Consider the following 23,229-nt stretch of genomic DNA (forward strand, 5'->3'; position numbering starts at 1 on the left):
ATAACCGGGGCGCGGGGGCGCACGATCGGTCACGCTGGTCGCATGACCGACTCTGTTGCCGATCCCTCCCGGTCCCGCGCGGGCCTCGGCCGGCGCTCCCTCCTGCGGGCGGGGGCGCTGGCCGGGGCGGCGGTCGGCGCCGGAGCCCTCACCGGTCGCGCCGCGTCTGCAGCCGCCGCGGCGGGCGGACCCGCCTCCGGGGACGTCGCGGGCGGGTCCGCTTCCGCGGTGTTCCGGCACGGCGTCGCGTCCGGCGACCCGATGGCGGACCGCGTCATCCTGTGGACGCGTGTCACGCCCTCCGAGCAGGCGACCCCGGGCTCGGGCATCGGGGATCTCGTCGTCGTCGACTGGGAGGTCTCCACCGACCCCGGCTTCACCACCATCGTCCGGTCGGGCACGGTCACCACGGACGCCGGCCGCGATCACACCGTCAAGCTCGACTGCGTCGGCCTCGCGCCGGACCGCTGGTACCACTACCGGTTCCGCGCGCTCGGCCAGACCTCACGCACCGGCCGCACGCGCACCGCCCCCGCCGACGGCGCCATGCCCGCGTCCGGCCGCTGGCGCGTGGGCGTGGTGTCGTGCTCCAACTGGGAGGCCGGGTTCTTCGCCGGCTACCGCCACCTCGAGGCGCGCGGCGACCTGGACGCGATCATCGAGCTCGGCGACTACATCTACGAGTACGGCCGCGGCGAGTACACGGCCGCCGCCGGCGCGGTCCGCCCGCACGATCCACCGCACGAGATCGTCACCCTGGCCGACTACCGGATCCGCCTGGCGCAGTACCGCACGGACCCCGACCTGCAGTCCCTGCACGCGCACGTGCCGTGGATCTGCACGTGGGACGACCACGAGGTGGCCAACAACTCGTGGGAGCACGGCGCCGAGAACCACCAGCCGCACGAGGGCCCGTTCGCCGACCGCAAGGCCGCCTCGGCGCAGGCCTACTTCGAGTGGATGCCCGTGCGGCCGGAGTCGTTGCGCGACGGCGGGCACCTCTACCGGCGCCTGCGGTGGGGGTCGCTGGCCGAGCTGAGCATGCTCGACCTGCGCTCGTACCGCTCGGAGGATCCGGGCCGCTTCAACGGGCGCGCGACCGATCAGACCGGCACCATGACCGGCGCTGAGCAGTTCGACTGGCTGGCCCGCGGGCTGGCGTCGTCGACGGCCCGCTGGAACGTCATCGGGAACTCGGTCATGGTCACCCCTGTGCTGATCCCGCCTCTGGACGCCCGCACGACCGGGGCGCTCACCGAACTGCTCGGCATCCCGCGCGAGGGCATCACCTATAACTCCGACCAGTGGGACGGCTACGCCGGAGAGCGCCGTCGCCTGTTCGAGGTGATCCGCGCGACCGGCAACCGCAATCACGTCTTCCTCACCGGCGACATCCACACGTCGTGGGCCAACGAGGTGCCGCTCGACGCCGCCGACTACCCCGGTGCGGGCGCGGGCGCGGTCGAGTTCGTCACCCCGTCCATCACGAGTAACAACATCAACGACATGGTGGGGCTGCCCGAGGGTAATCCGCTCTCGCAGGCCGCGCAGGGCGCGCTGACCGGCGTGAACCGCCACGTCCGCTGGGCCGATCTGGACCGGCACGGCTTCACGGTGGTCGAGTTCACGAGCGGCTACGCGCACGCCGACTTCTGGGCGCTCGTCGCGCGCGAGGACCCCGCGAGCGGCGCGTACCCGCTGGCCAGTTGGCGTTCGCCGCACGGCTCGGACCGTCTGGAACCGGCGGGACTTTTGCCCTGAGAGTCGGCGGGCGCCGGGGCCCCTGTCCCCACTGAATCTCAGGCCGGTCGGCTACCGTGGCGGGTCGACGCGGCCCGTCCGGGGCCGCGACGGGTGTCTTTGGAGTAGTGGATGACGACGACGAGCCAGCAGCCCCCCGCCGGAGATCCGGGTCCCGGGGGGCAGCCGGGCGGTGGCCCGGGGGGTGGGGCACGTCTGTCGGGTGACGGGCGCGGCGATCGCCCGGGCCGGGGTGGTGTGCTCGCGGCGGTGGCCGTGGTGGCGCTGGTCGTGGTCGCCGCGGTCGCGTGGGCGTTCCTGGCCGGGCCGTTGTCGTCGTCGGGGCGGGCCGAGCGGGCTGTGGCCGAGACGCTGGAGCAGATGAGCTCGGCGGAGTCGTTCGACGAGTTCAACAGCCATATGTGCGCGGAGAACCGGGTCCCGCAGGAGTTGGTGGACACGATCACCGCGTCGAGCGAGGCGACGGGGCCGGATCTCGATTCGATGTTCCGCGAGTCGATCGCGGGCTCGTTCCCGCAGGACCTCGAGGTGACCGGGGTCGAAATCGCCGATGGCGGCGCGGAAGCGATGGCGACGGTCGAGTCCGAGTCGGACGGATCCGGTCCGGAGCAGGTGCGCATGCGCGACGAGAACGGCGCCTGGAAGCTGTGCCAGCCCGGCGTCGGGATGGGCTCGGTGCCCGAGGGCCAGCAGCCGGGCTGATCGGCTCCGCCCGGTCACGCCGGCCGACCCGGGCGTCCCGGCGGCGTCGGCTCCTCCGTACCGCCGCTGGGTGTCGTGGCGCGCAGGGTGCGTTCGACCCCGGGTGGGTTGGTGAGGTGGCCGTCGTCGGCGATGAGTCGGCCGAGGTGTTGGTGCCAGCGGTGGTCGAGAATGCGGTCGCGGGCCTGGGCCAGGGGGCCGTGGGGTCTGGTGTGGTGTTCGTGTCCGGTCTCGGTGATGATGGTCAGCTCACCGAGCGGCCCTGGCCGGTAGGCGCAGTGCCCGAAGGTTTTCTCCCGGTGGTGCTTGCGGCACAGGCACACCAGGTTCCACTCGGCGGTGGGCCCGCCCAGCTCGGGCCGCTGGTGGTCGAAGGCGATGACGTGGTCGATCTCGCAGTCATGGGCATCGACCGTGCACCCCGGGTGGCGGCAGCTGCCGTCGCGCAGCCGGATGCGTTCGGCCAGGGCGGGGCTGATGCGGTACTTCAGCGCGGCCTCGGGGGTGTCTTCGGTGCCCGGTTGCGGGTCCAGCAGTTCGAACCGGACCTTCGCGTCGCCGCCGGAGAGTAGTTCCTCGCACAGCCAGTCGAAGCTGGCGTAGGCGCCGGTGACGAACTCCACGCGGTTGGGCAGGCCCTGGGTGATGCTGTTGATGACCGAGATACGGATCGGCTGGTCGGTGCCCCACGAGGCGCCTAGCGGCGCACGGCCCGCCGCGGCGTCGGCCTCGCCACTGGCGGAGGAGGCGCCGCCGGAGGTGGCCGTCGCGCCCGGGGCAGCCGGGCCCGCCGCGCTGTCGTCGGCGGGGTGGTCGGGCAGGGGGTCGGCGATGTCGGTGGTGTTGGGATCGCCCAGGGCGACCAGGGCGTCGGCGCGCAGTTGGTTACGGGTGCGGGGATGCCCGGTGTCGGCGGCGGCGCGGGCGGCGGCGTCGATGCGGCGGCGCAGTTTCTCGGCATCGCCGGAGGGCAGGTGGGCCCACATGCTGGTCATGCCGTCGCGTTCGGGCCGGAACCGCACGGTGCGCTGGTCGGCGGCCGCGTCGACCGCGTCGCCGGCGCCCTGGGGGTCGTGGCGCTCGCGGGAGGCGTCGACGGTGGTGTCCAGGGCGGTGCGGCTGGGCCGGTGACCGCCGGCCAGGTCGCGGGTCAGCCGGGCCACGACATCGGACTCGACACCACTGATGATGTCGTCGGGAATGCCGGCCAGGCGGCAGGCGGCGTCGATGGCCAACTGTTCGGGCAGCAGCCCCCGCTCGACGGCCTCGCGCAGGCGCGGCAGGCGGGTGTGGATCTGCACGCCGGCGGTGACCAGGTGGCGGGCGTGCCAGCGGGTCATCGCCATCGCCGCGGCCAGGTGGTGGCGGGCCCGGTCGGCCGGGTCCAGGCGGGCGTGCGCGGGACGGGTATCGGTGCCGGGCTCGCCGTGGGCGGCCTCGTCCAGCGCCTTGAAACTCTCCACCAGCAGGTACGCGGCATGCAGCCGGGTGGCCCCGGCCAGGTTCTGCGCCAGCGTCGCCGACCGCGCCACCTCGCTCAGCGCCGAGGCGTCCAACGACTCCAACGGCTCATCCACCGCGCGCAGCGCCCCGAGACCGAACGCCCTCGTCGTCGTCGTATCCACCCCGGTCACCCCCTGCCCGCGTCGCACGTTCACTCGAACCTGTGATCGATTCTACCGGCGCGCCGCACGTAGCACAAGAGTTCGATACAGGCGCCACCCATCATGCCCGCAGACGACAGCGGCGCCCCTCCCACACGGGAGGAGCGCCGCTGTCCGGGCCAACCGGGCCTACCGGGCCAACCGGGCCAACCGGGCCGGTGAGCCGGCCGACTCAGGGCGTCAGGCGCCCTTGGACTTGCCCGCCGACTTCAGGTCGTTGCATGCCTCGACCACGCGCTCGGACATGGCCTGCTCGGCCTTCTTGAGGTACGAGCGGGGGTCGTAGGTCTTCTTGTTGCCGACGTCGCCGTCGACCTTGAGCACGCCGTCGTAGTTGGTGAACATGTGCGCGGCCACGGGCCGGGTGAAGGCGTACTGCGTGTCGGTGTCGACGTTCATCTTGATGACGCCGTAGCTCAGCGCCTCCTCGATCTCGCTCTTGGCCGAGCCCGAGCCACCGTGGAAGACGAAGTCGAACGGCAGGTCGCCCTCGTTGAGACCCAGCTTCTCGACCGCGACCTCCTGGCCCATCTTGAGGACCTCGGGCTTGAGCTTGACGTTGCCCGGCTTGTAGACGCCGTGGACGTTGCCGAAGGTGGCGGCCAGCAGGTAGCGCTGGCCGGTGTTGCCGGCGCCGAGCGCGTCGATGGTCGCCTCGAAGTCCTCACGCGTGGTGTAGAGCTTCTCGTTGATCTCGTTCTCGACGCCGTCCTCCTCGCCGCCGACGACGCCGATCTCGATCTCGAGGATCTGCTTGGCCTTGGCCGTCTTCTCGAGGAGCTCCTTGGCGATCTCGAGGTTGCGGTCGAGCGGGGTGGCCGAGCCGTCCCACATGTGCGACTGGAACAGCGGGTTCTCACCGCGGTCGACGCGCTCCTGCGAGATCTCGATGAGCGGGCGGACGAACGTGTCCAGCTTGTCCTCGGGGCAGTGGTCGGTGTGCAGGGCCACGAGGATGTCGTACTTGGCCGCCACCACGTGGGCGAACTCGGCCAGGGCCACCGCGCCGGTGACCATGTCCTTGACGTTCAGGCCGGAGCCGAACTCCGAGCCACCGGTGGAGAACTGGATGATGCCGTCGGAGCCCGCGTCGGCGAAGCCCTTGATGGCCGCGTTGATGGTCTCCGAGGAGGTGCAGTTGATCGCGGGGTACGCGAAACCCTCCCGGCGGGCTCGGTCGAGCATGTCCTTGTACTGTTCGGGAGTTGCGATGGGCATGGGGTCTCCTCCGGTGGTTCAGTTCTGGTGCGGATGGCCTCGGCCGGGGCGCCGGCACCGTTGTGACGGCGGGCGCACCCCACCAGACTAGGCCAGCCCCACCCCGCGCACCCGGGAGCCGCTCGGCACCGCCCTCGACAGGGCTGGCTACGCCCTCGACAAGGCGGGCCCGGCCTCGGCTGGGCGAAGCCCGGCCGCCCCGCGGGTTCCCCCGGGGGCTGCCGTCGGCGCCGCCCCGCACGTCAGCCGGCGAGCAGCGCGGCGAACGCCTCGTCGGCCCGCGCGAGCGCGTCCCGATCGTACGTGGACGTCGACGCCATGATCTCGTCGGCGCCCGTGCGGTCGACGAGCGCGGCGATCTCCCCGGCCACCTTCTCCGCGTCGCCGTGCACAGCGGTGCCCATCCACTCCTCCATCCGCCGGAGCTGCTGGGGCCGGAACCTCCGGTCCAGGACCTCCTCGACCGGCCGCAGCGGTCCGAACGCGCCGGTCTCGCGCGACTCGGCCATCGCCCACGCCTCCGGCAGCAACAATTCCCGCGCAGCCTCGGTCGAGTCGGCGATCATCACCTCGAGGCTCACCACGACGTAGGGCTCGGAGTCGGCCCCGCCCGGCCGGAACGCCTCGCGGTAGCGCTCCAGCGGCGTCGGGTCGGCCAGCAGGCGCGGACCGCCGACGACGACCGGCAGGCCGGCGCGCGCGGCGACCTCCAGGCCGCGGCCGGTGGCCAGGACGAACATCGGCGGCGGGTCGTCCACCACCGGCAACGCGGTGACGGGCCCGCGGCCGTGGAGGAAGTCACGCACGGCGGTGATGTCGCGGTCGAACGCGTCGGTGTCATACTCGCTCACGCCGAGCGCCTCGCGGACCGGGGCGGTGAAGCCGAGCGACCGGCCGACGCCGAGGTCGATGCGGCCCGGGTGCATGGCCTCGAGCATGGCGAACTGCTCGGCCACGACCAGCGGGCGGTGATTTGGCAGCATCACCCCGCCCGAGCCGAGCCGGATGCGCGCGGTCCTGGCGGCGGCGGCCGCGATGAGCAGCGGCGGGCTGCCGCTCGCGATGCCGGGAACGGCGTGGTGTTCGGCGGTCCAGTACCGGTGCAGGCCCAGCTCGTCGGCGTGCTCGGCGCGGCGTAGCGTCGCCTCGATCGCCTCGGCGTGGGACTCGCCGTCACGGGTCCGGGACCTGTCCAGCAGGGACAGTCGGAGCGGGTCCGGCAGAGCGATGGGGGCCACGACCCCACCGTAGCGGCGTCTGCCACAGCGGCGGTCGCGCGTGACACCGGATCCGGCGGCCCGGGATTATGCTTCCCGGGTGAACGTGCATCTCTTGGCCGAGCAGGCCCCCCAGGTCCTGGCGATCGGCCCGGGATTCATGGATCCCGAGTTCTGGTTGTCCGGAACCGGGCCGTTCGGGAACGCGATCCTCCCGGCACTCCTCGCGGTGGTCTTCATCGAGTCCGGCCTGCTGTTCCCGTTCCTGCCCGGCGATTCGCTCCTGTTCACCGCCGGGCTGCTCACCCAGCAGGCCGACCCGTTCGCGCCCCTGTGGGTGGTGCTGGTGACCGCGCCGATCGCGGCGTTCCTCGGCGATCAGGCGGGCTACTTCATCGGCAACCGCTGGGGCCATCACCTGCGCGAGCGGCCCGACGGGCGGATCTTCAGGCAGGCCTACATCCACGAGGCCCACGAGTTCTTCGAGAAGTGGGGCCCGGCGACGATCATCCTGTGCCGGTTCGTGCCCATCGTGCGCACGTACGCGCCGCTCGTCGCGGGCATGGCCGGGATGCGCTACCGGGTGTTCGTCTCGTTCAACGTCGTGGGCGCCCTGCTGTGGGCGGCCGGCGTGACGGCGCTGGGCGCGTGGCTGGGCCGGTTCACGTTCATCAAGGAGCACATCGACCTGATCCTCATCGGGATCGTGCTGGTGTCGGTGCTACCGATGCTCGTCACCGCGGGGCCGAAGCTCGTCGCCCGCATCCGCAACGGCCCGGCGACCCCGGCCGCCTGAGGTCCGCCACCGCAGGGCCCACACGACCGCGGCGATCACCATCAGCACGCCGATCCCCTGCAGCCCCGGGGAGTCGTCGGCCTCGCCGTACACGACGGCCATCCCGCCCAGCGCCACCACGATCAGCACCGCGGCGAGGGCTACCCCGAACTCCGCCGCACTCCTCACGCCCGCGCCGTCTGTCATGCCCGCGACGGTCCTCATTCCTCGTCCTCCACCCATTCCAGCAGGTCACCGGGCTGACACTCGAGCACCCGGCACATGGCCTCGAGCGTGCTGAACCGCACCGCCTTGGCGCGCCCGTTCTTCAGCACCGACACGTTGGCCGGCGTGAGTCCCACCCGTTCCGCGAACTCGCCGACGCTCATCTTGCGCTTGGCGAGTTCCACGTCGATCCGCACGACGATCGGCATCAGATCACCGTGTCCATCTCCGAGCGCAGGCCGGTGGCCTGCCGGAGGAGGGCGCGCATGACCACCATGAGCAGCGCGGCGACGGTGATGATGACGACGACGACGAAGAGCAGCAGCGGCAGCCCGGGATCGTCCGCGGTGAATCCGACAAGGCCGAGCACGGACACGAGCACCACCCAGGCGGCGACGATCGCCCAGAGGATCACGTCCACCCAGATCAGAGAGGCCTCGGTGAAGATGCGGTCGGATTCGACGAGGGAGAGCAGTTTCCAGGTGGCCACCACCACGACCTGGATGCAGACGACCAGGAAGATCGACACCGCCGTGAGCGGCCACCGCAGGTGCGCGGAATCGGGGTTCGTCTCGGCCATGTGGGCGAACTGCCCCGGCAGGGACATCACCTCGAGCAGCACGAGGACCGCGAACAGCACCACGAGGCAGATGCGGAGCGGCAGAACCGCCCGTCTTTCGATGTTCATGCAACGACTATGGACTGAAACCTATCGAAAATCAATAGGCGGCGTGCTCCCGGATCCACGCGTGCATGGCGATGCCGGCGGCCACGCCCGCGTTGATCGACCGGGTCGAGCCGAACTGCGCGATCGACACCGTCCGCGCGGCCCGCAGGCGGGCGTCGTCGCTCACGCCGGGGCCCTCCTGCCCGAACAGCAGCACGCACTCGCGCGGCAGGCTCACCGCCTCGAGCGGCTCGGCGCCGGGGAGATTGTCGACGGCGACGACCGGCAGCCCCTCGGTCGCAGCCCACTCCATGAGGGCGCTGACGTCGTCGTGGTGCCGCAGGTGCTGGTAGCGGTCGGTGACCATGGCGCCGCGGCGGTTCCAGCGGCGGCGGCCCACGATGTGCACCTCGGCCGCCAGAAAGGCGTTGGCGGTGCGGACGACCGTGCCGATGTTGGCGTCGTGGCCGAAGTTCTCGATCGCCACGTGGAACGGGTGCCGGCGCGTGTCGAGGTCGGCGACGATCGCCTCGCGCCGCCAGTAGCGGTAGCGGTCGACGACATTGCGGCGGTCGCCCGCGTCCAGCAGCTCGGGGTCCCAGGTCTCGCCCGTCGGGCGGGGCTCGCCGGGGTGCTCGACCTCCCACGGGCCCACGCCGACCGCGCCGTCGCCCCACTCGGTCGGACCGGGCGCGGGCTCGCCGGGTTCCGCCGACCCGGCCGCGGGCTCCGTCACGAGGTGAGGCGCTTGTTGGTCAGCCGGGTGAGGCGCCCCGGCGCGACCTGCGACGCGAGGTACATCGCCGTGGCCTGGGCGCCGACCGGGCGGTGGACCTCGCGGCCGAACGCTCCGCGAAGCCGACCGAGCAGTCCGCGCGGCGTGCGGCGGGTCTGCTCGGCGAGGTCGAGGATCTCGCCGGCGACGTCGCCCTCGGTCAGGCGCACGCCCATGTTGCGCATGCCGGCGGTGTTCACGCCCGAGAGCATCTCGGTGCCCACGTAGAGCGGCCACACCGAGCACACGCGGATCCCGTGCGCGGCCCACTCGAGGTCGAGCGCCTCCGTGATGCCGCGGACGGCGAACTTGGTGGCCGAGTAGGTGGCCATCTCCGCCTGGCCGTAGATCGCCGACGCCGAGCAGAGGTTGACCACCGTCGGCGCGGACGCGGCCCGGAGGTACGGGAACGCCGCGCGACAGCCGTAGAGCACGCCCTTGACGTTGACGTCGACCAGCGCCGAGTCCTTCTCGTAGCTCGCGTCCATGAACGGGGTGCCGTACAGCAGCCCGGCGTTGTTGACCAACACGTCCAGCGCGCCGCCGCTGCGGGCGGTGAGCTCGGCGAGCGCGGCCTCCCACGCGGCGGGGTCGGTGACGTCGAGCGCGCCGGTGACGAACCTGTCGTCGCCCTCGGCCCACGCGCACGGCTGCAGGTCGTACGCGCCGACGAGGTACCCGGCGTCGGCGAACCGTCGGGCGGTGGCCTCGCCGATCCCCCGCCCCGCGCCCGTGACGAGGACGGTGGCCGCCGCGCTCACGCCCGGCTCCCGGCGTGGCGGGCCGCGGCGGCGGTGCCCGTGAGCAGGAGCAGCGCGGCGGTCGCGTACGTGTCGATCACGCCGACGTCCAGGGCGCGCGCCGGCACCGTGCCGCCCTTGACCTTGCGGCGCGCGAGGATGAGCGAGTCGCTGAGCAGGAAGACCGGCCCGGCCACCGCCAGCACCGACGCGGCGGGGCCGTGCGAGCGGTCGACCGAGGTCGCGAGCGCCGACAGCGTCGCGAGCAGACCGCCGTACGCGGCCAGCGGCGCGTTCTCGCGGCCCTCCGCGAGGAGCACCGCGGCGGCCGCCCCGGCGACCACGCCGTGCACGGCCGACTGCACAGGCTTGAACCGTAGGCCCGAGCGCAGCATGAGCGCGCCCAGCGCGAGGTGGCCGGTCGCGAACGCCGCCGCCCCCGCGGCCAGCCGGCCCACGTCCCGGCTGGCGTGCCCGTCGCCGAGCATGAGGATGACGTCGCCCGTCGTGTACGCCGCCCCGGTGGCCGACAGCAGCGCGGTGTCGACCGCCGAGAGGGGCCGGCCGTCCCGCAGCGCGATCGCCAGCGCCGCCGGCACGATGAGCGGCTTGCACAGCTTCTCCGGCACACCGACGCCGGTGGCCTTGGCGATCTCCGTCCCCGCGGCCGCCGCGAGGAACGCCGGTCCCTCCGGGCGAGAGGTGTCCGTGAGCACGCCCACGCGCTCCGTCAGCGCCTGCCGCACGCGCTCGGAGGCGGACCTCGTCGTCGTCGTGGTCGTCGTGTTCGTCACCTCAGGTCACTCCAATCCCAGGTCGGTCAGGCCGAGCAACGCCCGGTACTCCACGCCCTCCGCGCGGATCACGTCGTCGGCGCCGGTCGCGCGGTCCACGACGGTGGCCACGCCCACGACCTCCGCGCCCGCCTCGCGCAGGGCGGCGACGGCGGTCAGCGGCGAGTTGCCGGTGGTCGTGGTGTCCTCCACCACCAGCACGCGGCGGCCCACGATGTCGGGGCCCTCGATGCGGCGCTGCATGCCGTGCTTCTTGGCCTCCTTGCGCACGACGAACGCGTCGACCGGGCGGCCGGGCGCGTGCATGATCGCCGTGGCCACCGGATCCGCGCCGAGGGTGAGCCCGCCGACGGCGTCGAAGTCCCAGTCCGCGGTGAGCTCGCGCAGCAGGCGGCCGATCAGCGGCGACGCCTCGTGGTGCAGCGTCGCGCGGCGCAGATCCACGTAGTAGTCGGCCTCGCGGCCCGAGGACAGGGTGACGCGACCGTGGACGACGGCCAACTCCGCGACCAGCTCGGACAGGCGCGCGCGGGACTGGGCGTCGACGGGGGCGGGCTCGGTCATGGGACTCCTCGCGGGGGCAGGCTGCACGGACACGGTGGGCCCGGCGGTCGGGCCAGGCGCCGCCGGTGGTGGTCCCGACTCTAGTCGGCCGCGGATCGCACCACGTCACGACCGGTTTGTCCGCGACCGGCGTCAGTCCCTGATGTCCGGCGGGAGGTGGAGCCGGGCGGTCTGCTCGACGTCGGGGTCGACGCCCGGTCGCTCGCGGCCGCCGACCTCGTCACCGTCGTCGTGCGCGGGTTGCTCGTCGTCCTCCGCGCGGCGCCGGCGGCGTCTGCCCGGCGACGGCGTGGCGCCCACCTTCGCCGCGAGCTCGGCGACCGACAGGCGGCCGGTCTCCTCCTCCGCGCTCTCCGCCGGGTCCGAACCGTGGCGGCCCGACGGCGTCCGCTCGAGGTCCGAGCCGCCGTCGATGCGGGCGGCGTCGAAGCGCTCGACCTCGTCGCGGATCTCGTCCTCGTCGTCCTCCGAGCCGAGCGGCTTGATGGCCGCCTCGCCGCTGTACGCCCCCGCGGCGAGCGGCGGCACCGAGGCGTCCTCCGGGTAGGCCTGCCCGATGCCCCGGCTCGGCCGCGAGAGCGGTGGCCGGGGCGCGAGGTGGTCGGCCGCGACGTCGCCGCGCGCGGGGACCGGGCCGGTGATGTCCATGATCTCGGCGAAGGGGTCGGGCTCGGGGGCGGGCGCCTCGTCGGGCTCTGTATCGGACCCTGCCGGCTCGGCTGCGTCGGCGGGCACGGCTGCGTCGGCGGGCATGTCGGGGTCGGTGTCGGGCATCGTGTCGCCGCGGTCGGCCACGACGGGCACGTCGGTCAGGTCGCGCGCGCCCGACCGGTCCGGGACCAGGCGGAGGTGGCCGGCGCGACGCGGTTCGGGCACCGGGGCGACCGGTTCGTCGTCCGCCGGCTCGTCGTCCGCCGGCTTGTCGTCCGCCGGCTCGTCGCCGTCGGTGGCGCGGTCACCGCCGAGGTCGTTGTCGACGACGACGAGGTTCTCCGACCCCGGCAGCCCCGCGGCGGCGGGGAGTCCGTGAGTGCCGGTGCCGACCTCGCCGTCCATGCCGACAGTGGGGTCGGCCTCGGGGCCGGCGGCGGCAGCGGGAGAACCCGGATCGATCTCCGCGGGCAGCGCGCGGGCCCGGCCACCGATCGGCGGGAACGGCGCCAGCACGTCGGCCACCCCGTGCAGGGCCATGACCACGTCGTCCCAGGTCGAGGGGTCGTCGACGCCGTCGATCGTCGCGGCCGCCCACTCGCCCTCCGCCCAGACGCGGCGCACGTCGGCGGGCACATCGCGGACCGCCTCCGTCAGGCGGTCGCGGTCGATGAGGTCCAGCCGGCCGTAATCCGACGTCCGCGCCTCCAGCGCACCGACCTCGCCGGCGTCGTGGAAGCCCGGCTCGGCGTCGACGTCCGGGCGACTGAGGTCCAGCACCACGTCGGACGCCGTGTCGCGGCGCAGCGCCAGCACCGTGCGCCCGCCGGTGACGCCCATGATCGCCCGACGTCCGCGGAACACGCCGTGCGAGACCGTGCCGAGCGGCGCCAGCCCGCCCGCGAAGTCGCCGTGCCGGAACTCCGGGGCCGGCGTCGGGGTGGGTTCGAACTCGCGATCCTCGAGCCAGCGCACCACCGGCGAGTCCGCCAGCGGGTCGGCCGGCGCCTGCTCCGCCGGCGTCGGGGCGGTCCCCCGCTGCCGCCGGGCGGGCAGGAGCGCGCGCACCTTGTCGAGCAGCCGCGGCGACGAGTCGACCGTCGGCTCGGTCGGGTCGAGGGGCGCGGGTTCGTCGGCCGGCTCAGCGGCCGGCTCATCGTCCGGCTCAGCGGCCGGCTCATCGGTCGGCTCGACAGCGATCCGATCCTCAGTGGCCTGCTCGTCAGCGGCCGACGCGTCGACCCCCGAGTCATCGCGGGCCCCGGCTGACGGGACCTCCACGCCCGCACTCCGCGAGCGCTGGAACGGCGCGAGAAGCGGCTCACCCGACCGTCCCGCCGACCCGGGCTCCCGATCGGCCCCGTCCGCCGGCTCGGCGGGGCGCGGGGCTTCGTCGTCGTCGACCCCGGCCGATCCCCCCGCGACCGCGTCGCCTTCCGGACCGGCCAAGGGGGCACGCGCCCGTAAACGCCCGTCGCCGCGCGCCGCGCCGCGCCCGCCGCCGCGCTGCTTGGCATCCAGGCGCAGCAGGGCGATCGCCGCGACGAGCAGCACGAGGGCCACGAGGAACCAGATCCAGACCATGCCCTGAAGGGTAGTCAGCGCGACCGACACGCCCGTCCAGGTGGCGCGGCGCGTGGGCCCCTCCCGGTCCCGTGTGCGGCTGAGAACCGCGCCCGGACCGGCCGGAGGGGGTGACTAGCGGGGGTCCGGGCCGATCGCGACCGGGCGCTTGCGGTCCGCCGACCACGCCGACCAGGAACCCGGGAACAGACGCCCCGCGTCGAGACCCGCGACCTCCATCGCCGCCAACGTGTGGCACGCGTGGATTCCGGACCCGCAGTACACGACCGCGTCGTCGCCCTCGGACACGCCCACCTCGGCGAACATCTCCCGCAACTTCTCCGACGGCAGGAATCGGCCGCGGTCGTCGATGAAGTTCATCGTGGGCAGGTTCACCGCGCCCGGGATGTGTCCGGCGCGCGAGTCCATCGGCTCGGTGCGGCCCTCGTAGCGCTCCGGCGTGCGCGCGTCGATGAGCACGCCCCGCTCCGGCCAGTGGGCGGCCTCCTCGATGCCGACCGTCTGCATGTGATCCAGGTCGAACGTGAAGTTCCCGCGCGAGACCGGGTTGCCGGGCCCCACGGCGAGGTCCTCACCCTCCGCGATCCACGCCTTGAGACCGCCGTCGAGCAGGTGCACGTCCTTCTTGCCGGCCCACCGCATGAGCCACCAGGCGCGGGCGGCCGAGGTGTTGCCGAGGTCGTCGTAGATCACCACGCGACTGTCGTTGTCGATACCGACGCGGCGCATCGCGTCCTCGAAGTCCTCCGGCGAGGGCAAAGGGTGCCGACCCTCGCGGACGTTGCGCTGGCCCGCGAGGTCGCCCGGCAGGTCCAGATACTGCGCGCCGGGGATGTGGCCGGACCAGTAATGCTCGCGCCCGAGCGCGTCACCGAGCTGCCAGCGCACGTCGAGGATGACGGGCGGGACCGGCAGGTTGGAGACGTCGTTGATCAGCTCGCGCGCCGTGACGAGAAGGGGGCTGTCGGGACGAGTGGTCGAGAGGACGGTGTCGCTGGTCACGTGGCCAGGATAGTTCGTACGGCGGCGTGGTGGGCGGCCCGATCCGGCTGCGGTGACAGGCTTCACGCCATCCGGCGCGGCTCGTCGACAAGTACGTTCCGTGCACATCGCCCGGGATCGGCGGGTACGGAACGCGCTTCTCGACGAGACGGGCCCGGTCACCGCGTTCCGGTGACCGGGCCCGTCGGGCGCCGCATCGGCTCAGCTCAGCTGGAGCGTCTCGCCGTCCTCGGCCAGCGAGACGCGCACGGTGTCGCCGTCGCGGACCTCGCCGCCGAGCAGCGCCCGGGCCAGCCGGTCGCCGATCGACTTCTGCACCAGTCGACGCAGCGGGCGCGCGCCGTAGGCCGGGTCGTAGCCGCGCCGGGCCAGCCAGCCCTTGGCGGCCTCGTCGACCTCGAGCACCAGTCGCCGGGCCTTCAGCCGCTCGGCGAGCTGGTCGATCTGGATGTCGACGATCGACTCCAGCTGCTCCTCGCTGAGGGCGTCGAAGACCACCACGTCATCCAGTCGGTTGATGAACTCCGGCTTGAACGCCCGCTTGACCGCGTCCATCATCTGCTCCCGCGTGCCGCCCGCGCCCAGGTTCGAGGTGAGGATGAGGATGGTGTTGCGGAAGTCGACCGTGCGTCCCTGACCATCGGTCAGGCGACCGTCGTCGAGGACCTGCAGGAGGATGTCGAAGACGTCCGGGTGAGCCTTCTCCACCTCGTCGAGAAGGACGACCGTGTACGGCCTGCGGCGCACCGCCTCGGTGAGCTGGCCGCCGGCCTCGTAGCCGACGTAGCCCGGAGGGGCACCGACGAGTCGCGCGACCGAGTGCTTCTCCGAGTACTCGCTCATGTCGATCCGGACCATGGCGCGCTCGTCGTCGAACAGGAACTGGGCCAGTGATTTGGCCAGCTCCGTCTTTCCGACGCCCGTCGGGCCGAGGAACAGGAACGAGCCGGTGGGCCGGTTGGGGTCGGCGACCCCGGCCCGGGCGCGGCGGACCGCGTCGGACACGGCCCGCACGGCCTCGTGCTGACCGACGACCCGGCGGCCGAGCTCGTCCTCCATCCGCAGCAGCTTCTCGGTCTCGCCCTCGAGCATCTTGCCCACGGGGATCCCGGTCCAGGCGGAGACGACCTCGGCGACGTCCTCGGGACCGACCTCCTCCTTGAGCATCGCGCCGGCCGCGGCCTCGCTCTCCTCCGCCTGCGCGAGCTGCTTCTCCAGCTCGGGCAGCCGTCCGTAGCGGATCTCGGCCACGCGGGCGTAGTCGCCGTCGCGCTCGGCCTTCTCGGACTCGGTGCGCAAGGCGTCGAGCTCCTCCTTGATCCGCTGCACGCCCTCGATGGCGGTCTTCTCGTTCTGCCACCGGGCCGTCAGCTCGGACAGCTTCTCCTTGGCGTCGGCGAGCTCGGCCTGCAGGGCGACCAGCCGGTCCTTCGACGCGGCGTCGGTCTCCTTCTGCAGGGCGACCTCCTCGATCTCGAGGCGGCGGACGATCCGCTCGGCGGCGTCGATCTCCTCGGGGCGCGAGTCGATCTCCATCTTGAGCCGGCTGGCGGCCTCGTCGACCAGGTCGATCGCCTTGTCGGGCAGGAACCGCTGCGTGATGTAGCGGTCCGAGAGCGTGGCGGCCGAGACCAGTGCGGAGTCGGTGATGCGCACGCCGTGGTGGACCTCGTAGCGCTCCTTGAGCCCGCGCAGGATGCCGACGGTGTCCTCGACGCTGGGCTCACCCACGTACACCTGCTGGAAGCGGCGCTCGAGGGCCGCGTCCTTCTCGATGTACTTGCGGTACTCGTCGAGGGTCGTGGCGCCGACCAGTCGCAGCTCGCCGCGGGCGAGCATCGGCTTGATCATGTTGCCGGCGTCCATCGAGCCCTCGCCGGTCGCGCCGGCGCCGACGATCGTGTGGATCTCGTCGATGAACGTGATGATCTGGCCCTCGGCCGCGGTGATCTCGTCGAGCACGGCCTTGAGCCGCTCCTCGAACTCGCCGCGGTACTTCGCGCCCGCGACCATCGAGCCCAGGTCCAGCGAGAGCAGGGTCTTGCCCTTGAGGGACTCGGGGACGTCCCCGGCGACGATGCGGCGGGCCAGGCCCTCCACGATGGCGGTCTTGCCGACGCCGGGTTCACCGATGAGTACGGGGTTGTTCTTGGTGCGGCGGGACAGGACCTGAACGACGCGGCGGATTTCCGAGTCGCGCCCGATGACCGGGTCGATCTTGCCCTCCCGCGCGCGGGCGGTGAGGTCCGTGGCGTACTTCTCGAGCGCCTGGTACTGGTCCTCGGGATTCTCCGTGGTCACGCGGGTGTTGCCGCGGACTGCGGTGAACGCCTGCTTGAGCGCGTCCTCGGTGGCGCCGAGCTCGTTCAGGAGCTTGGCCGCGTCTGCGTTTGTGGCGCCAGGAGCGCCACCTGCGGCGATGCCGACCAGGACGTGTTCGGTGGAGACGTAGTCGTCGCCCATCTCCGCCGCGAGGGTCTGGGAGTAGTTGACGACGGCGAGGGCGTCGCGATTCAAGTTGGGGGCGGCCATCCCCGAGCCCGACGCCTTGGGGTATCCGCTGACGAGGGCCTTGGCCTGGGTCAGGGCGAGCTGCGGGTCCACCCCGCAGGCCTGGAGGAGGGGGGTGGCGATCCCGTCCTGCTGTTCGAGCAGGGCGACGAGCAGGTGCCCGGGTCGCACATCCGGGTTACCCGCCGCGGACGCGGATTGGACGGCGGCCGAGAGAGCCGCCTGAGTCTTGGTCGTGGGGTTGAACTGGCTCATCGACCGGTCCTTTCTAGGCGTAGTGTTGAGCGTACTGGAATCAATACCGGCGCTGTTCACCGCCGGACACTCCCTACAACGACTGTCAGGTTGAGTCTATTCCACTCAAGTCAGAGATCGTGCCACAAGGACCGCGGACTGATGTGAACGAATGTCCACAACTGAATAGACTCCACTACAGTCCGGTGGCCCGCGCCACCAGGTTCGTCATCTACGTCCTCGCGATGGTCGTGCCGATCGCGATCGCGCTGGCCGTGGTCGGCACGACCCCCTCACTGCTGGAAAAGGTCCCCGCCGAGCACCGGGACACCACCATCCCGGGCGCGCCCCGGCCGCTGCGCGGGGAATGGTCGCCGCGACGGCCCGAGGACCACTCGCCGCCGGCCGGGCTCCGGGCCGACCTCGACTACGCCGTGATGACCACCGAAAGCGGACACATCGCCCACTGGCCGTGCGGGCGTGAGATCCCCGTGTCGACCATCGGCGCGCCGCCGGGGGTCATCGGAGACATCGTCTGAGCCGTCGACGTCCTCGCCTGGACGACCGCCGGATGACGCCGACGGGCCGGGCGCCGCAGCGCCCGGCCCGTCGGAGAGGTGGAGAAGAGCTCTGTCAGAGGGTCTCGACGACCTCGTCGTACCCGAGCCGCGGGAGCCGGTCGAACCAGGCACCCTCCTCGGCCGGCTTGCCGATGTTGATGGCCATGAGCACGCGGTGGCGGCCGTCGGGGAAGAACTCGCGGGAGATCGCCTCGGCGTCGAAGCCGGTCATCGGACCCGCCGCGAGGCCGGCGGCACGGATCCCGATGATCGCGTAGCCGATCTGCAGCCCGGCGTTGAGTTCGGCCGTGCTCACGCGGGCGTCCTCGTCATCGGCGAACAGATCGCGCGCACCGGGGAAGTGCGGGAACTGCGTGGGCAGCTCGTCGTGGAAGTCGATGTCGGCCGCGAGCAGCGCGACGGCCGGGGCCGCGGCGGTCTTTGCGCGGTTACCCTCGGCGAGGAGCGGGAGCAGCCGGGCCTTGGCCTCCTCCGATCGGATGACGATGGCGCGCAGAGGCTGGATGTTCATGGAGGTGGGCGCCCACTTCACCAGGTCGAAGATCGCGCGGATCTGCTCGTCGGTGACGGGCTCATCGGTGAAGGCGTTGGCCGTGCGCGCCTCGCGGAATAGGAGGTCCTGCGCCTGCTCGTCGAGGGCGAGCGCGTTCTGGGCGTTGAAAGTAGCGGTCATGTCTACTACTAACGACACGCGGCGACGTCTGATCTCCGGTCTCCGCATGATCTCGGCCACACCCCGGCCGGCGGCCTGTGTGCCGGCCGGCGCGCGGTCACCGGCGGCAAACCCTCCGCGCACCCGCTACGAATAAGTGGTGAGAATGTAGGCACGAAAGAGGGAGGTGCGGCGATGCGCAACGGCGTGGTCGTGGACATCGGCGGCAGCGGGACGCGGATCGGTGCCGTGGTGGACGGCAACGTGGTGGGCGTCCACGGTGCCGAGGTCGCGACCGCCGAGGATCTCGCCACCGCGATCCTCGCCGTCGACCGCTCCCCCGCCGGGGTCGGGGTATCGCTGAACGGCCACGTCGACGCGGACCGCGGGCGGGTCGTCATGTCGCGCGCCGCCGCGTGGGCGGAGTGCGACCTGCGCACCGAGCTGGTGTCGCTGATCGAAGCGCCGGTCTCGGTCATCGGCGACGGTGACGCCCACGCCCTGGCGCTGACGCGGCTCCCGGACGTCGAGTTCGGCGGTATCGCCATCTCCCTCGGCTCGTCCCTGGCGTTCGGCGCACTCAACCACCACGGCGCGCTCATCCACCCGTGCGGCCACACCGGCTGGGACCTCGGGCACTGGCGGATCGTCGGCGACGGTACCAACACCGAGGCGTGGTGGGGACTGGGCGGGCACGGCCTGTACGACCTCGAGCGGGAGCACGGCGACGGCGCCGCCGAGATCTACGCCTACCGGCTCGGATCGTTCCTCGTGGACGCCGTCCAGCTCTTCCGCCCCCGGACGGTCCTACTCACCGGCGGCATCGTCGTGGGGCTGGGCGAGGCACTGCACGGGCCGGTCGCCGAGCAGCTCCAGTCCCTGCCGATCACCGTGCCCGTCCCGCGCGTGGTCTACTCGCCGTCGCGGGACACGGCGCTGTTCGGGGCGGCCGTGGCAGCGGGGCTGGCGCTGCCGGAGATGCGTTGAGTCGCGCGCCTACCCCAGCAGCCCGCGCAGGTCGTCGGCGGTGAGCGCGGCGGAGAAATGCTCGCCGCTGTCCAGGACGGAGGCGAACAGCTCGGCCTTGCGCTGCTGCAGCTCGACCACGCGCTCCTCGATCGTGTCGCGGGCGACCATCCGGTAGACCAGCACCGGGCGAGTCTGGCCGATGCGGTGCGCGCGGTCCACGGCCTGGGCCTCGGTCGCCGGGTTCCACCACGGGTCCAGCAGGAACACGTAGTCGGCGCCGACCAGGTTGAGCCCCACGCCGCCGGCCTTGAGGCTGAGGCAGAACACCTGCGCGCCGCCCTCGGTGAACTCGCCGACGGCCCCGGCCCGATCCGTCGTGCTCCCGTCGAGGTGGGCCACGGTGATCCCCTCGTCGCGCAAGCGATCCACGACGGTGTCGAGGTAGGTGGTGAACTGGCTGAACACGAGCGCGCGGTGCCCCTCGGCCACCACCTCCCGCAGCGCGGCGATGAGCTCGTCGGTCTTCGCCGACGCGACGCCGAGATGGTCCGGGTCGACCAGGGATGCGTCCAGGCACAGCCGCCGGAGCACGGTGAGCCCGGCGAGGACGCTGATGCGGTTGGACTCGAAGTCGTCGAGCAGCGCCAGCAGCGAGGCCCGCTGCCTCGCGAGCTCCCGTTCGTAGATCCGGCGGTGCGTGGCCGACAACTCGATCTCCATCACCGCGTCCGTGCGCGGGGGCAGGTCGGCGGCCACGAGCTCCTTGCGCCGCCGCAGCAGGAACGGACGCAACCGCCTGCGCAGCCGCTCGAGCGTGGCCCGGTCCCCGTCCTTCTCGATGGGCGTGCGGAAGCGGGTGCGGAAGTCCTTGGCGTCGGGCAGCACGCCCCGGCACGACAGCGCCGCGACCGCCCACAGTTCGGTGAGGTTGTTCTCCATGGGCGTGCCCGTCACGGCGAGCAGGAAGTCCGCCCGCAGCCCGGCCAGCGCGGCGAAGAGCTTGGACCCCGGGTTCTTTGCCTGCTGGGCCTCGTCGAGGATCACGCCCGCCCACTCGACGCCCGCGTACGACTCGGCGTCCAGCCGCAGAACCGCGGCGGAGGTCACCACGATGTCGGACGCGGCCGCGTCCTCGGCGACCGTCGTCGTGGACCGGGCCTCGGTCGCAGACCGCCGCGACACCCGGAGCGAGGGGACGAACCGGCGCGCCTCGGCCTCCCAGTTGGGCACGACCGACGAGGGCGCCACGACGAGGAACGGCCCCGGCGGGCGGTCGCCGGCGGTCTCGTGCGCGTGGGCGATGAGCGCGAGCGACTGGATGGTCTTGCCCAGGCCCATGTCGTCGGCGAGGATCCCGCCGATCCGGTGCCGCCACAGCATGGCCAGCCAGTCCAGGCCCTGCTGCTGGTACGGCCGCAGGTCCGCCTCGAGCGCGGCGGGGGCCGGGACGGGCGCGGGGGTGTCGGCGGCCAGTTCGAGCAGCGCGCGCGCCCGCCCGGACGGTGGCTCGAGATCGTCAGCCAGCTCCGCGAGGTCCGCGAGCACCCCGGCCTGCCCGAGGCCGATCTTCACTCCCGCCCCGTCCGGCTCCCTGCCGACCCGCTCGGCGGAGGCCGCCATCGCCTCGTCGAGCAGCTCGCGCAGCTCGCCGAACCGCTCGAGGTCCACCGGGACGAGCAGCCCGTCCTCGGTGAGGAACTCGTCCTGCCCGGTGACCACCGCCCGGAAGATGGCGGCGAACGGGACGGGGCGGCCTTCGACGGTGACGGTGACCGTCAGTCCCAGCCAGTCGATCCCCGAGCGGTCGTCCTCGGTGGCCACGTGGATGCGCGGCCCCTCCGTGGCCCGGCGGATACTCGGCACCTCGTCGGCCAGCACCACGTGGACGCCGTCGAGTGCGCGGAGCTGCTCGAGCCCGTCGGTCAGCACCAGCCCCGCCTCCCGGCCGGTCACCCGCAGGGTGCCCTCGCCGAGGATCCAGCCCCAGCCGGCGTCGGAGACGGCCGTGGTCAGCGCGATGAGCGCGGGATCCCCGGGCAGCGGGGTGCCGATCCCCATCTCGGCCACGCTGAGGGGCCGACGGCGCGTCACCTCGGTGTCGTCGGACATGCGCATCACGTCGACGCGGTGCCACTGCAGCATCAGTCCCAGCTCGTGGGTCGCACCGCCCGGGCCCGCCCCGGCGGGCGGCCGGATCGTCAGCTCGAGCTCCACGCGATCGAACCGGGGGAGCTCGAGCCGCCCGACGCGGTCGGTCACCGGGAACCTGTCGACGAGGTCGGGCAGGAAGTCCGCACAGAACTCGGGCACCGCCTCGTCGGGGACGGTCAGGGCGCGCCACTGCCGCAGCTGCCCGGCCACGCCGGGCCCCAGCCGCCCGACCGGGGACAGCTCCAGCACCCGGTCACGGACCAGCGCGACCATGTCCCCGTGCTCCCCCACGAGGGCGCCGGGCAGGGGGCGGTCGCGGCCCTCGTCGTCGTCGTCGCCCTCGCCGTCGTCGCCCTCGCCGTCCCCGGCGCCGTAGCCGCCGCCCGCGGTGCCGTCCGGTCCCGGCTCCACCTCCGCCGCGGCGACCACCACCAGCGCCGACCCGTCCGGACTCCACGCGGTGAGGCCGACTCGGCGCGGCGGCCCGGGCACGACCTCGCGCAGGCCGTCGCCGGGCACGATCTCCATCTCGGCCTCCGCGGCCGTGACGATGAGCGGCCACAGGGCGGGGACCTCGGCGTCGCACAGGTCGAGCCACACGCGCGCCTGGCGGTGACTGCGGGCGAGCGCGTCGACCGCCCGCAGCCACGCGGCCTGGGCGAGCGACAGTCCGCCGTCCCAGCCGTAGCGCAGCCGGTCCCACTCGACGCCCGCCGACTTCCAGCGCCCGCCGCTGCCGGGCACCACGATCCGCGCCTTGAGCCGGTTGCCCAGCCCCGGCTGCAGGCCGCCCGCGCCGCCGTCCGGGGCGAGCTCGTCGGGCACCACCGACAGCTGCAGCCCGACGATCGGCGCCTCCTGATACGCCCGCCCCGCGTCGACCGTGCGCAGGGCCTCCTCGGCCTGGCGCCGCCAGTCGGGCACGCCGGCGTCCCGGTCGGCGAGCGTCGCCGCGTACAGCATGACCGCGGCGGCGTGCTTGCAGTTCAGCGCGACGGGGCACGTGCACAGGCTGCGGCGCGGGCGGGAGTACCCGTCCGCGTCGGGCGCCGTGAGGTGGACGGTCGTCGAGTACCAGGCGCGGCCGCCCCGGCCGCCACTGCCCGCGACGTCCGCGTCGAGGCGGTGGGTGGCGGCGTCGTACCGCAGCTCCCGGATGCGCGTGGCGTCGACGTAGCGCCGGGCGCGGCCGAGCGCCGCCGCGCCCACGAAGGAGGCGACGTCGGTCTCGGGAACCCTCGGGAGCGATGCCTGCACGCCGTCAGGCTAGAGGACGACGACGACTAGACGGCCGCTCACCGGGCGGCACCCGCCCGTCCCTGTGGAGACGGAAGCGGGCTGTGGAATCCCGGCGCCCGTTCCGGCGGTGACGGTGTCGGCCCGCCACGGGGTATTGACCCCGGGCGCGGGCAGGCCTAACGTGATACCATATGGTTTCATATCGAACGGATGAGGTGGCCCTCGATGACGACGAGGTGGACCGACTGTTCCGCGCGCTGGCCGACGCCACGCGGCGGGACATCCTCCGGCGGACGCTCGCCGGCGAGTCCACCGTCTCCGAACTGGCGGACCACTACGACATGTCGTTCGCGGCCGTCCGTAAGCACGTCAACGTCCTGGAGGAGGCGGGTCTGATCAGTGACCACCGGATCGGCCGAGAGCGCCGGATCCGGGGCGATGTCGACGCGATCCGACGAGCGCAGAGCCTGCTCGACGGGTTCGAGGACATCTGGCGGGGACGCATCGACCGACTCGACGCCCTCCTCGCCGAGGAGCAGCACCACGCCTAGCA

The 23,229-nt window shown here is 72.8% G+C and carries 21 protein-coding genes; 6 read left to right on the forward strand and 15 right to left on the reverse strand.

The window, feature by feature from the left end; translation table 11 throughout:
• The first annotated feature begins 42 nt into the window (after positions 1–42).
• Together VYL96_RS13935 and VYL96_RS13940 are read left to right on the forward strand one after the other, a co-directional pair.
• Positions 43–1,761, forward strand: coding sequence for an alkaline phosphatase D family protein (locus tag VYL96_RS13935; RefSeq protein ID WP_131885881.1), 1,719 nt, complete (start codon positions 43–45; stop codon positions 1,759–1,761).
• A gap of 237 nt (positions 1,762–1,998) precedes the next feature.
• Positions 1,999–2,463: an Rv0361 family membrane protein gene (locus tag VYL96_RS13940; protein ID WP_131885880.1), complete on the forward strand. Its 465-nt coding sequence runs from the start codon at positions 1,999–2,001 to the stop codon at positions 2,461–2,463.
• A gap of 14 nt (positions 2,464–2,477) precedes the next feature.
• Here the strand turns inward: VYL96_RS13940 and VYL96_RS13945 are convergent, their stop codons facing one another.
• The 3 genes from VYL96_RS13945 to VYL96_RS13955 all read right to left on the reverse strand — a co-directional run bounded on the left by VYL96_RS13945 (position 2,478) and on the right by VYL96_RS13955 (position 6,583).
• Positions 2,478–4,121 (reverse strand): HNH endonuclease signature motif containing protein, encoded by a 1,644-nt coding sequence (locus tag VYL96_RS13945; protein WP_243699710.1) that lies wholly within the window; start codon positions 4,119–4,121, stop codon positions 2,478–2,480.
• A 186-nt stretch (positions 4,122–4,307) separates the two neighbouring features.
• Positions 4,308–5,345: a class II fructose-bisphosphate aldolase gene (fbaA, locus tag VYL96_RS13950; protein WP_061228946.1), complete on the reverse strand. Its 1,038-nt coding sequence runs from the start codon at positions 5,343–5,345 to the stop codon at positions 4,308–4,310.
• 242 nt (positions 5,346–5,587) lie between these two features.
• Complete coding sequence (locus tag VYL96_RS13955) at positions 5,588–6,583, reverse strand: MsnO8 family LLM class oxidoreductase (RefSeq protein ID WP_131885878.1); 996 nt, start codon at positions 6,581–6,583, stop codon at positions 5,588–5,590.
• Between the two features lie 139 nt (positions 6,584–6,722).
• Here VYL96_RS13955 and VYL96_RS13960 point away from each other — a divergent pair, with 139 nt between their 5' ends.
• The gene (locus VYL96_RS13960; RefSeq protein WP_243699711.1) at positions 6,723–7,358 is read left to right on the forward strand and encodes a DedA family protein; all 636 of its coding nucleotides are present in this window, start codon (positions 6,723–6,725) and stop codon (positions 7,356–7,358) included.
• On the opposite strand, the gene VYL96_RS13965 is transcribed toward VYL96_RS13960, so the two are convergent.
• The 10 genes from VYL96_RS13965 to clpB form a co-directional block, all read right to left on the reverse strand.
• Positions 7,284–7,562 carry a hypothetical protein gene (locus VYL96_RS13965; protein WP_131885876.1) on the reverse strand — a complete coding sequence of 93 codons (279 nt, stop codon included), beginning with the start codon at positions 7,560–7,562 and terminating at the stop codon, positions 7,284–7,286. The genes VYL96_RS13960 and VYL96_RS13965 overlap by 75 nt on opposite strands.
• Positions 7,559–7,771 carry a helix-turn-helix domain-containing protein gene (locus tag VYL96_RS13970; RefSeq protein WP_131885875.1) on the reverse strand — a complete coding sequence of 71 codons (213 nt, stop codon included), beginning with the start codon at positions 7,769–7,771 and terminating at the stop codon, positions 7,559–7,561. The genes VYL96_RS13965 and VYL96_RS13970 overlap by 4 nt, the downstream gene beginning before the upstream one ends.
• Positions 7,771–8,250 (reverse strand): DUF2975 domain-containing protein, encoded by a 480-nt coding sequence (locus VYL96_RS13975; RefSeq protein ID WP_063973794.1) that lies wholly within the window; start codon positions 8,248–8,250, stop codon positions 7,771–7,773. The genes VYL96_RS13970 and VYL96_RS13975 overlap by 1 nt, the downstream gene beginning before the upstream one ends.
• A gap of 31 nt (positions 8,251–8,281) precedes the next feature.
• Positions 8,282–8,965 (reverse strand): TrmH family RNA methyltransferase, encoded by a 684-nt coding sequence (locus tag VYL96_RS13980; protein WP_131885874.1) that lies wholly within the window; start codon positions 8,963–8,965, stop codon positions 8,282–8,284.
• A complete protein-coding gene (locus VYL96_RS13985; protein ID WP_063935270.1) occupies positions 8,962–9,765 on the reverse strand; it encodes an SDR family oxidoreductase in 804 nt (267 codons plus the stop codon). Before VYL96_RS13985 ends, VYL96_RS13980 begins: the two co-directional genes overlap by 4 nt.
• A complete protein-coding gene (locus tag VYL96_RS13990) occupies positions 9,762–10,538 on the reverse strand; it encodes a lysoplasmalogenase family protein (protein ID WP_243699709.1) in 777 nt (258 codons plus the stop codon). The genes VYL96_RS13985 and VYL96_RS13990 overlap by 4 nt, the downstream gene beginning before the upstream one ends.
• A gap of 6 nt (positions 10,539–10,544) precedes the next feature.
• The gene (gene pyrE, locus VYL96_RS13995) at positions 10,545–11,102 is read right to left on the reverse strand and encodes an orotate phosphoribosyltransferase (protein WP_007629136.1); all 558 of its coding nucleotides are present in this window, start codon (positions 11,100–11,102) and stop codon (positions 10,545–10,547) included.
• Between the two features lie 132 nt (positions 11,103–11,234).
• The gene (locus tag VYL96_RS14000) at positions 11,235–13,337 is read right to left on the reverse strand and encodes a hypothetical protein (RefSeq protein WP_165928490.1); all 2,103 of its coding nucleotides are present in this window, start codon (positions 13,335–13,337) and stop codon (positions 11,235–11,237) included.
• Between the two features lie 114 nt (positions 13,338–13,451).
• A complete protein-coding gene (locus tag VYL96_RS14005) occupies positions 13,452–14,339 on the reverse strand; it encodes a sulfurtransferase (RefSeq protein WP_082767722.1) in 888 nt (295 codons plus the stop codon).
• 201 nt (positions 14,340–14,540) lie between these two features.
• Positions 14,541–17,105, reverse strand: coding sequence for an ATP-dependent chaperone ClpB (gene clpB, locus VYL96_RS14010; RefSeq protein WP_131885872.1), 2,565 nt, complete (start codon positions 17,103–17,105; stop codon positions 14,541–14,543).
• Between the two features lie 185 nt (positions 17,106–17,290).
• On the opposite strand from clpB, the gene VYL96_RS14015 reads away from it, so the two are divergent.
• Positions 17,291–17,623 (forward strand): hypothetical protein, encoded by a 333-nt coding sequence (locus tag VYL96_RS14015; protein WP_207913571.1) that lies wholly within the window; start codon positions 17,291–17,293, stop codon positions 17,621–17,623.
• Positions 17,624–17,717: 94 nt separating this feature from the next.
• Here VYL96_RS14015 and VYL96_RS14020 read toward each other — a convergent pair whose 3' ends face one another.
• The gene (locus VYL96_RS14020) at positions 17,718–18,338 is read right to left on the reverse strand and encodes a malonic semialdehyde reductase (RefSeq protein ID WP_109148501.1); all 621 of its coding nucleotides are present in this window, start codon (positions 18,336–18,338) and stop codon (positions 17,718–17,720) included.
• Positions 18,339–18,512: 174 nt separating this feature from the next.
• On the opposite strand from VYL96_RS14020, the gene VYL96_RS14025 reads away from it, so the two are divergent.
• The gene (locus tag VYL96_RS14025) at positions 18,513–19,304 is read left to right on the forward strand and encodes an ROK family protein (RefSeq protein ID WP_063935267.1); all 792 of its coding nucleotides are present in this window, start codon (positions 18,513–18,515) and stop codon (positions 19,302–19,304) included.
• Between the two features lie 9 nt (positions 19,305–19,313).
• Here the strand turns inward: VYL96_RS14025 and VYL96_RS14030 are convergent, their stop codons facing one another.
• Positions 19,314–22,694 carry a DEAD/DEAH box helicase gene (locus tag VYL96_RS14030; protein ID WP_061228955.1) on the reverse strand — a complete coding sequence of 1,127 codons (3,381 nt, stop codon included), beginning with the start codon at positions 22,692–22,694 and terminating at the stop codon, positions 19,314–19,316.
• A 173-nt stretch (positions 22,695–22,867) separates the two neighbouring features.
• Between VYL96_RS14030 and VYL96_RS14035 the strand changes: the two genes are divergently transcribed.
• Positions 22,868–23,227 carry an ArsR/SmtB family transcription factor gene (locus tag VYL96_RS14035; protein WP_131885871.1) on the forward strand — a complete coding sequence of 120 codons (360 nt, stop codon included), beginning with the start codon at positions 22,868–22,870 and terminating at the stop codon, positions 23,225–23,227.
• Positions 23,228–23,229 lie beyond the last annotated feature (2 nt).

Origin of the sequence: Dietzia maris (genome assembly GCF_036287335.1) — a bacterium.
Classification (GTDB): Bacteria; Actinomycetota; Actinomycetes; order Mycobacteriales; family Mycobacteriaceae; genus Dietzia; species Dietzia cinnamea.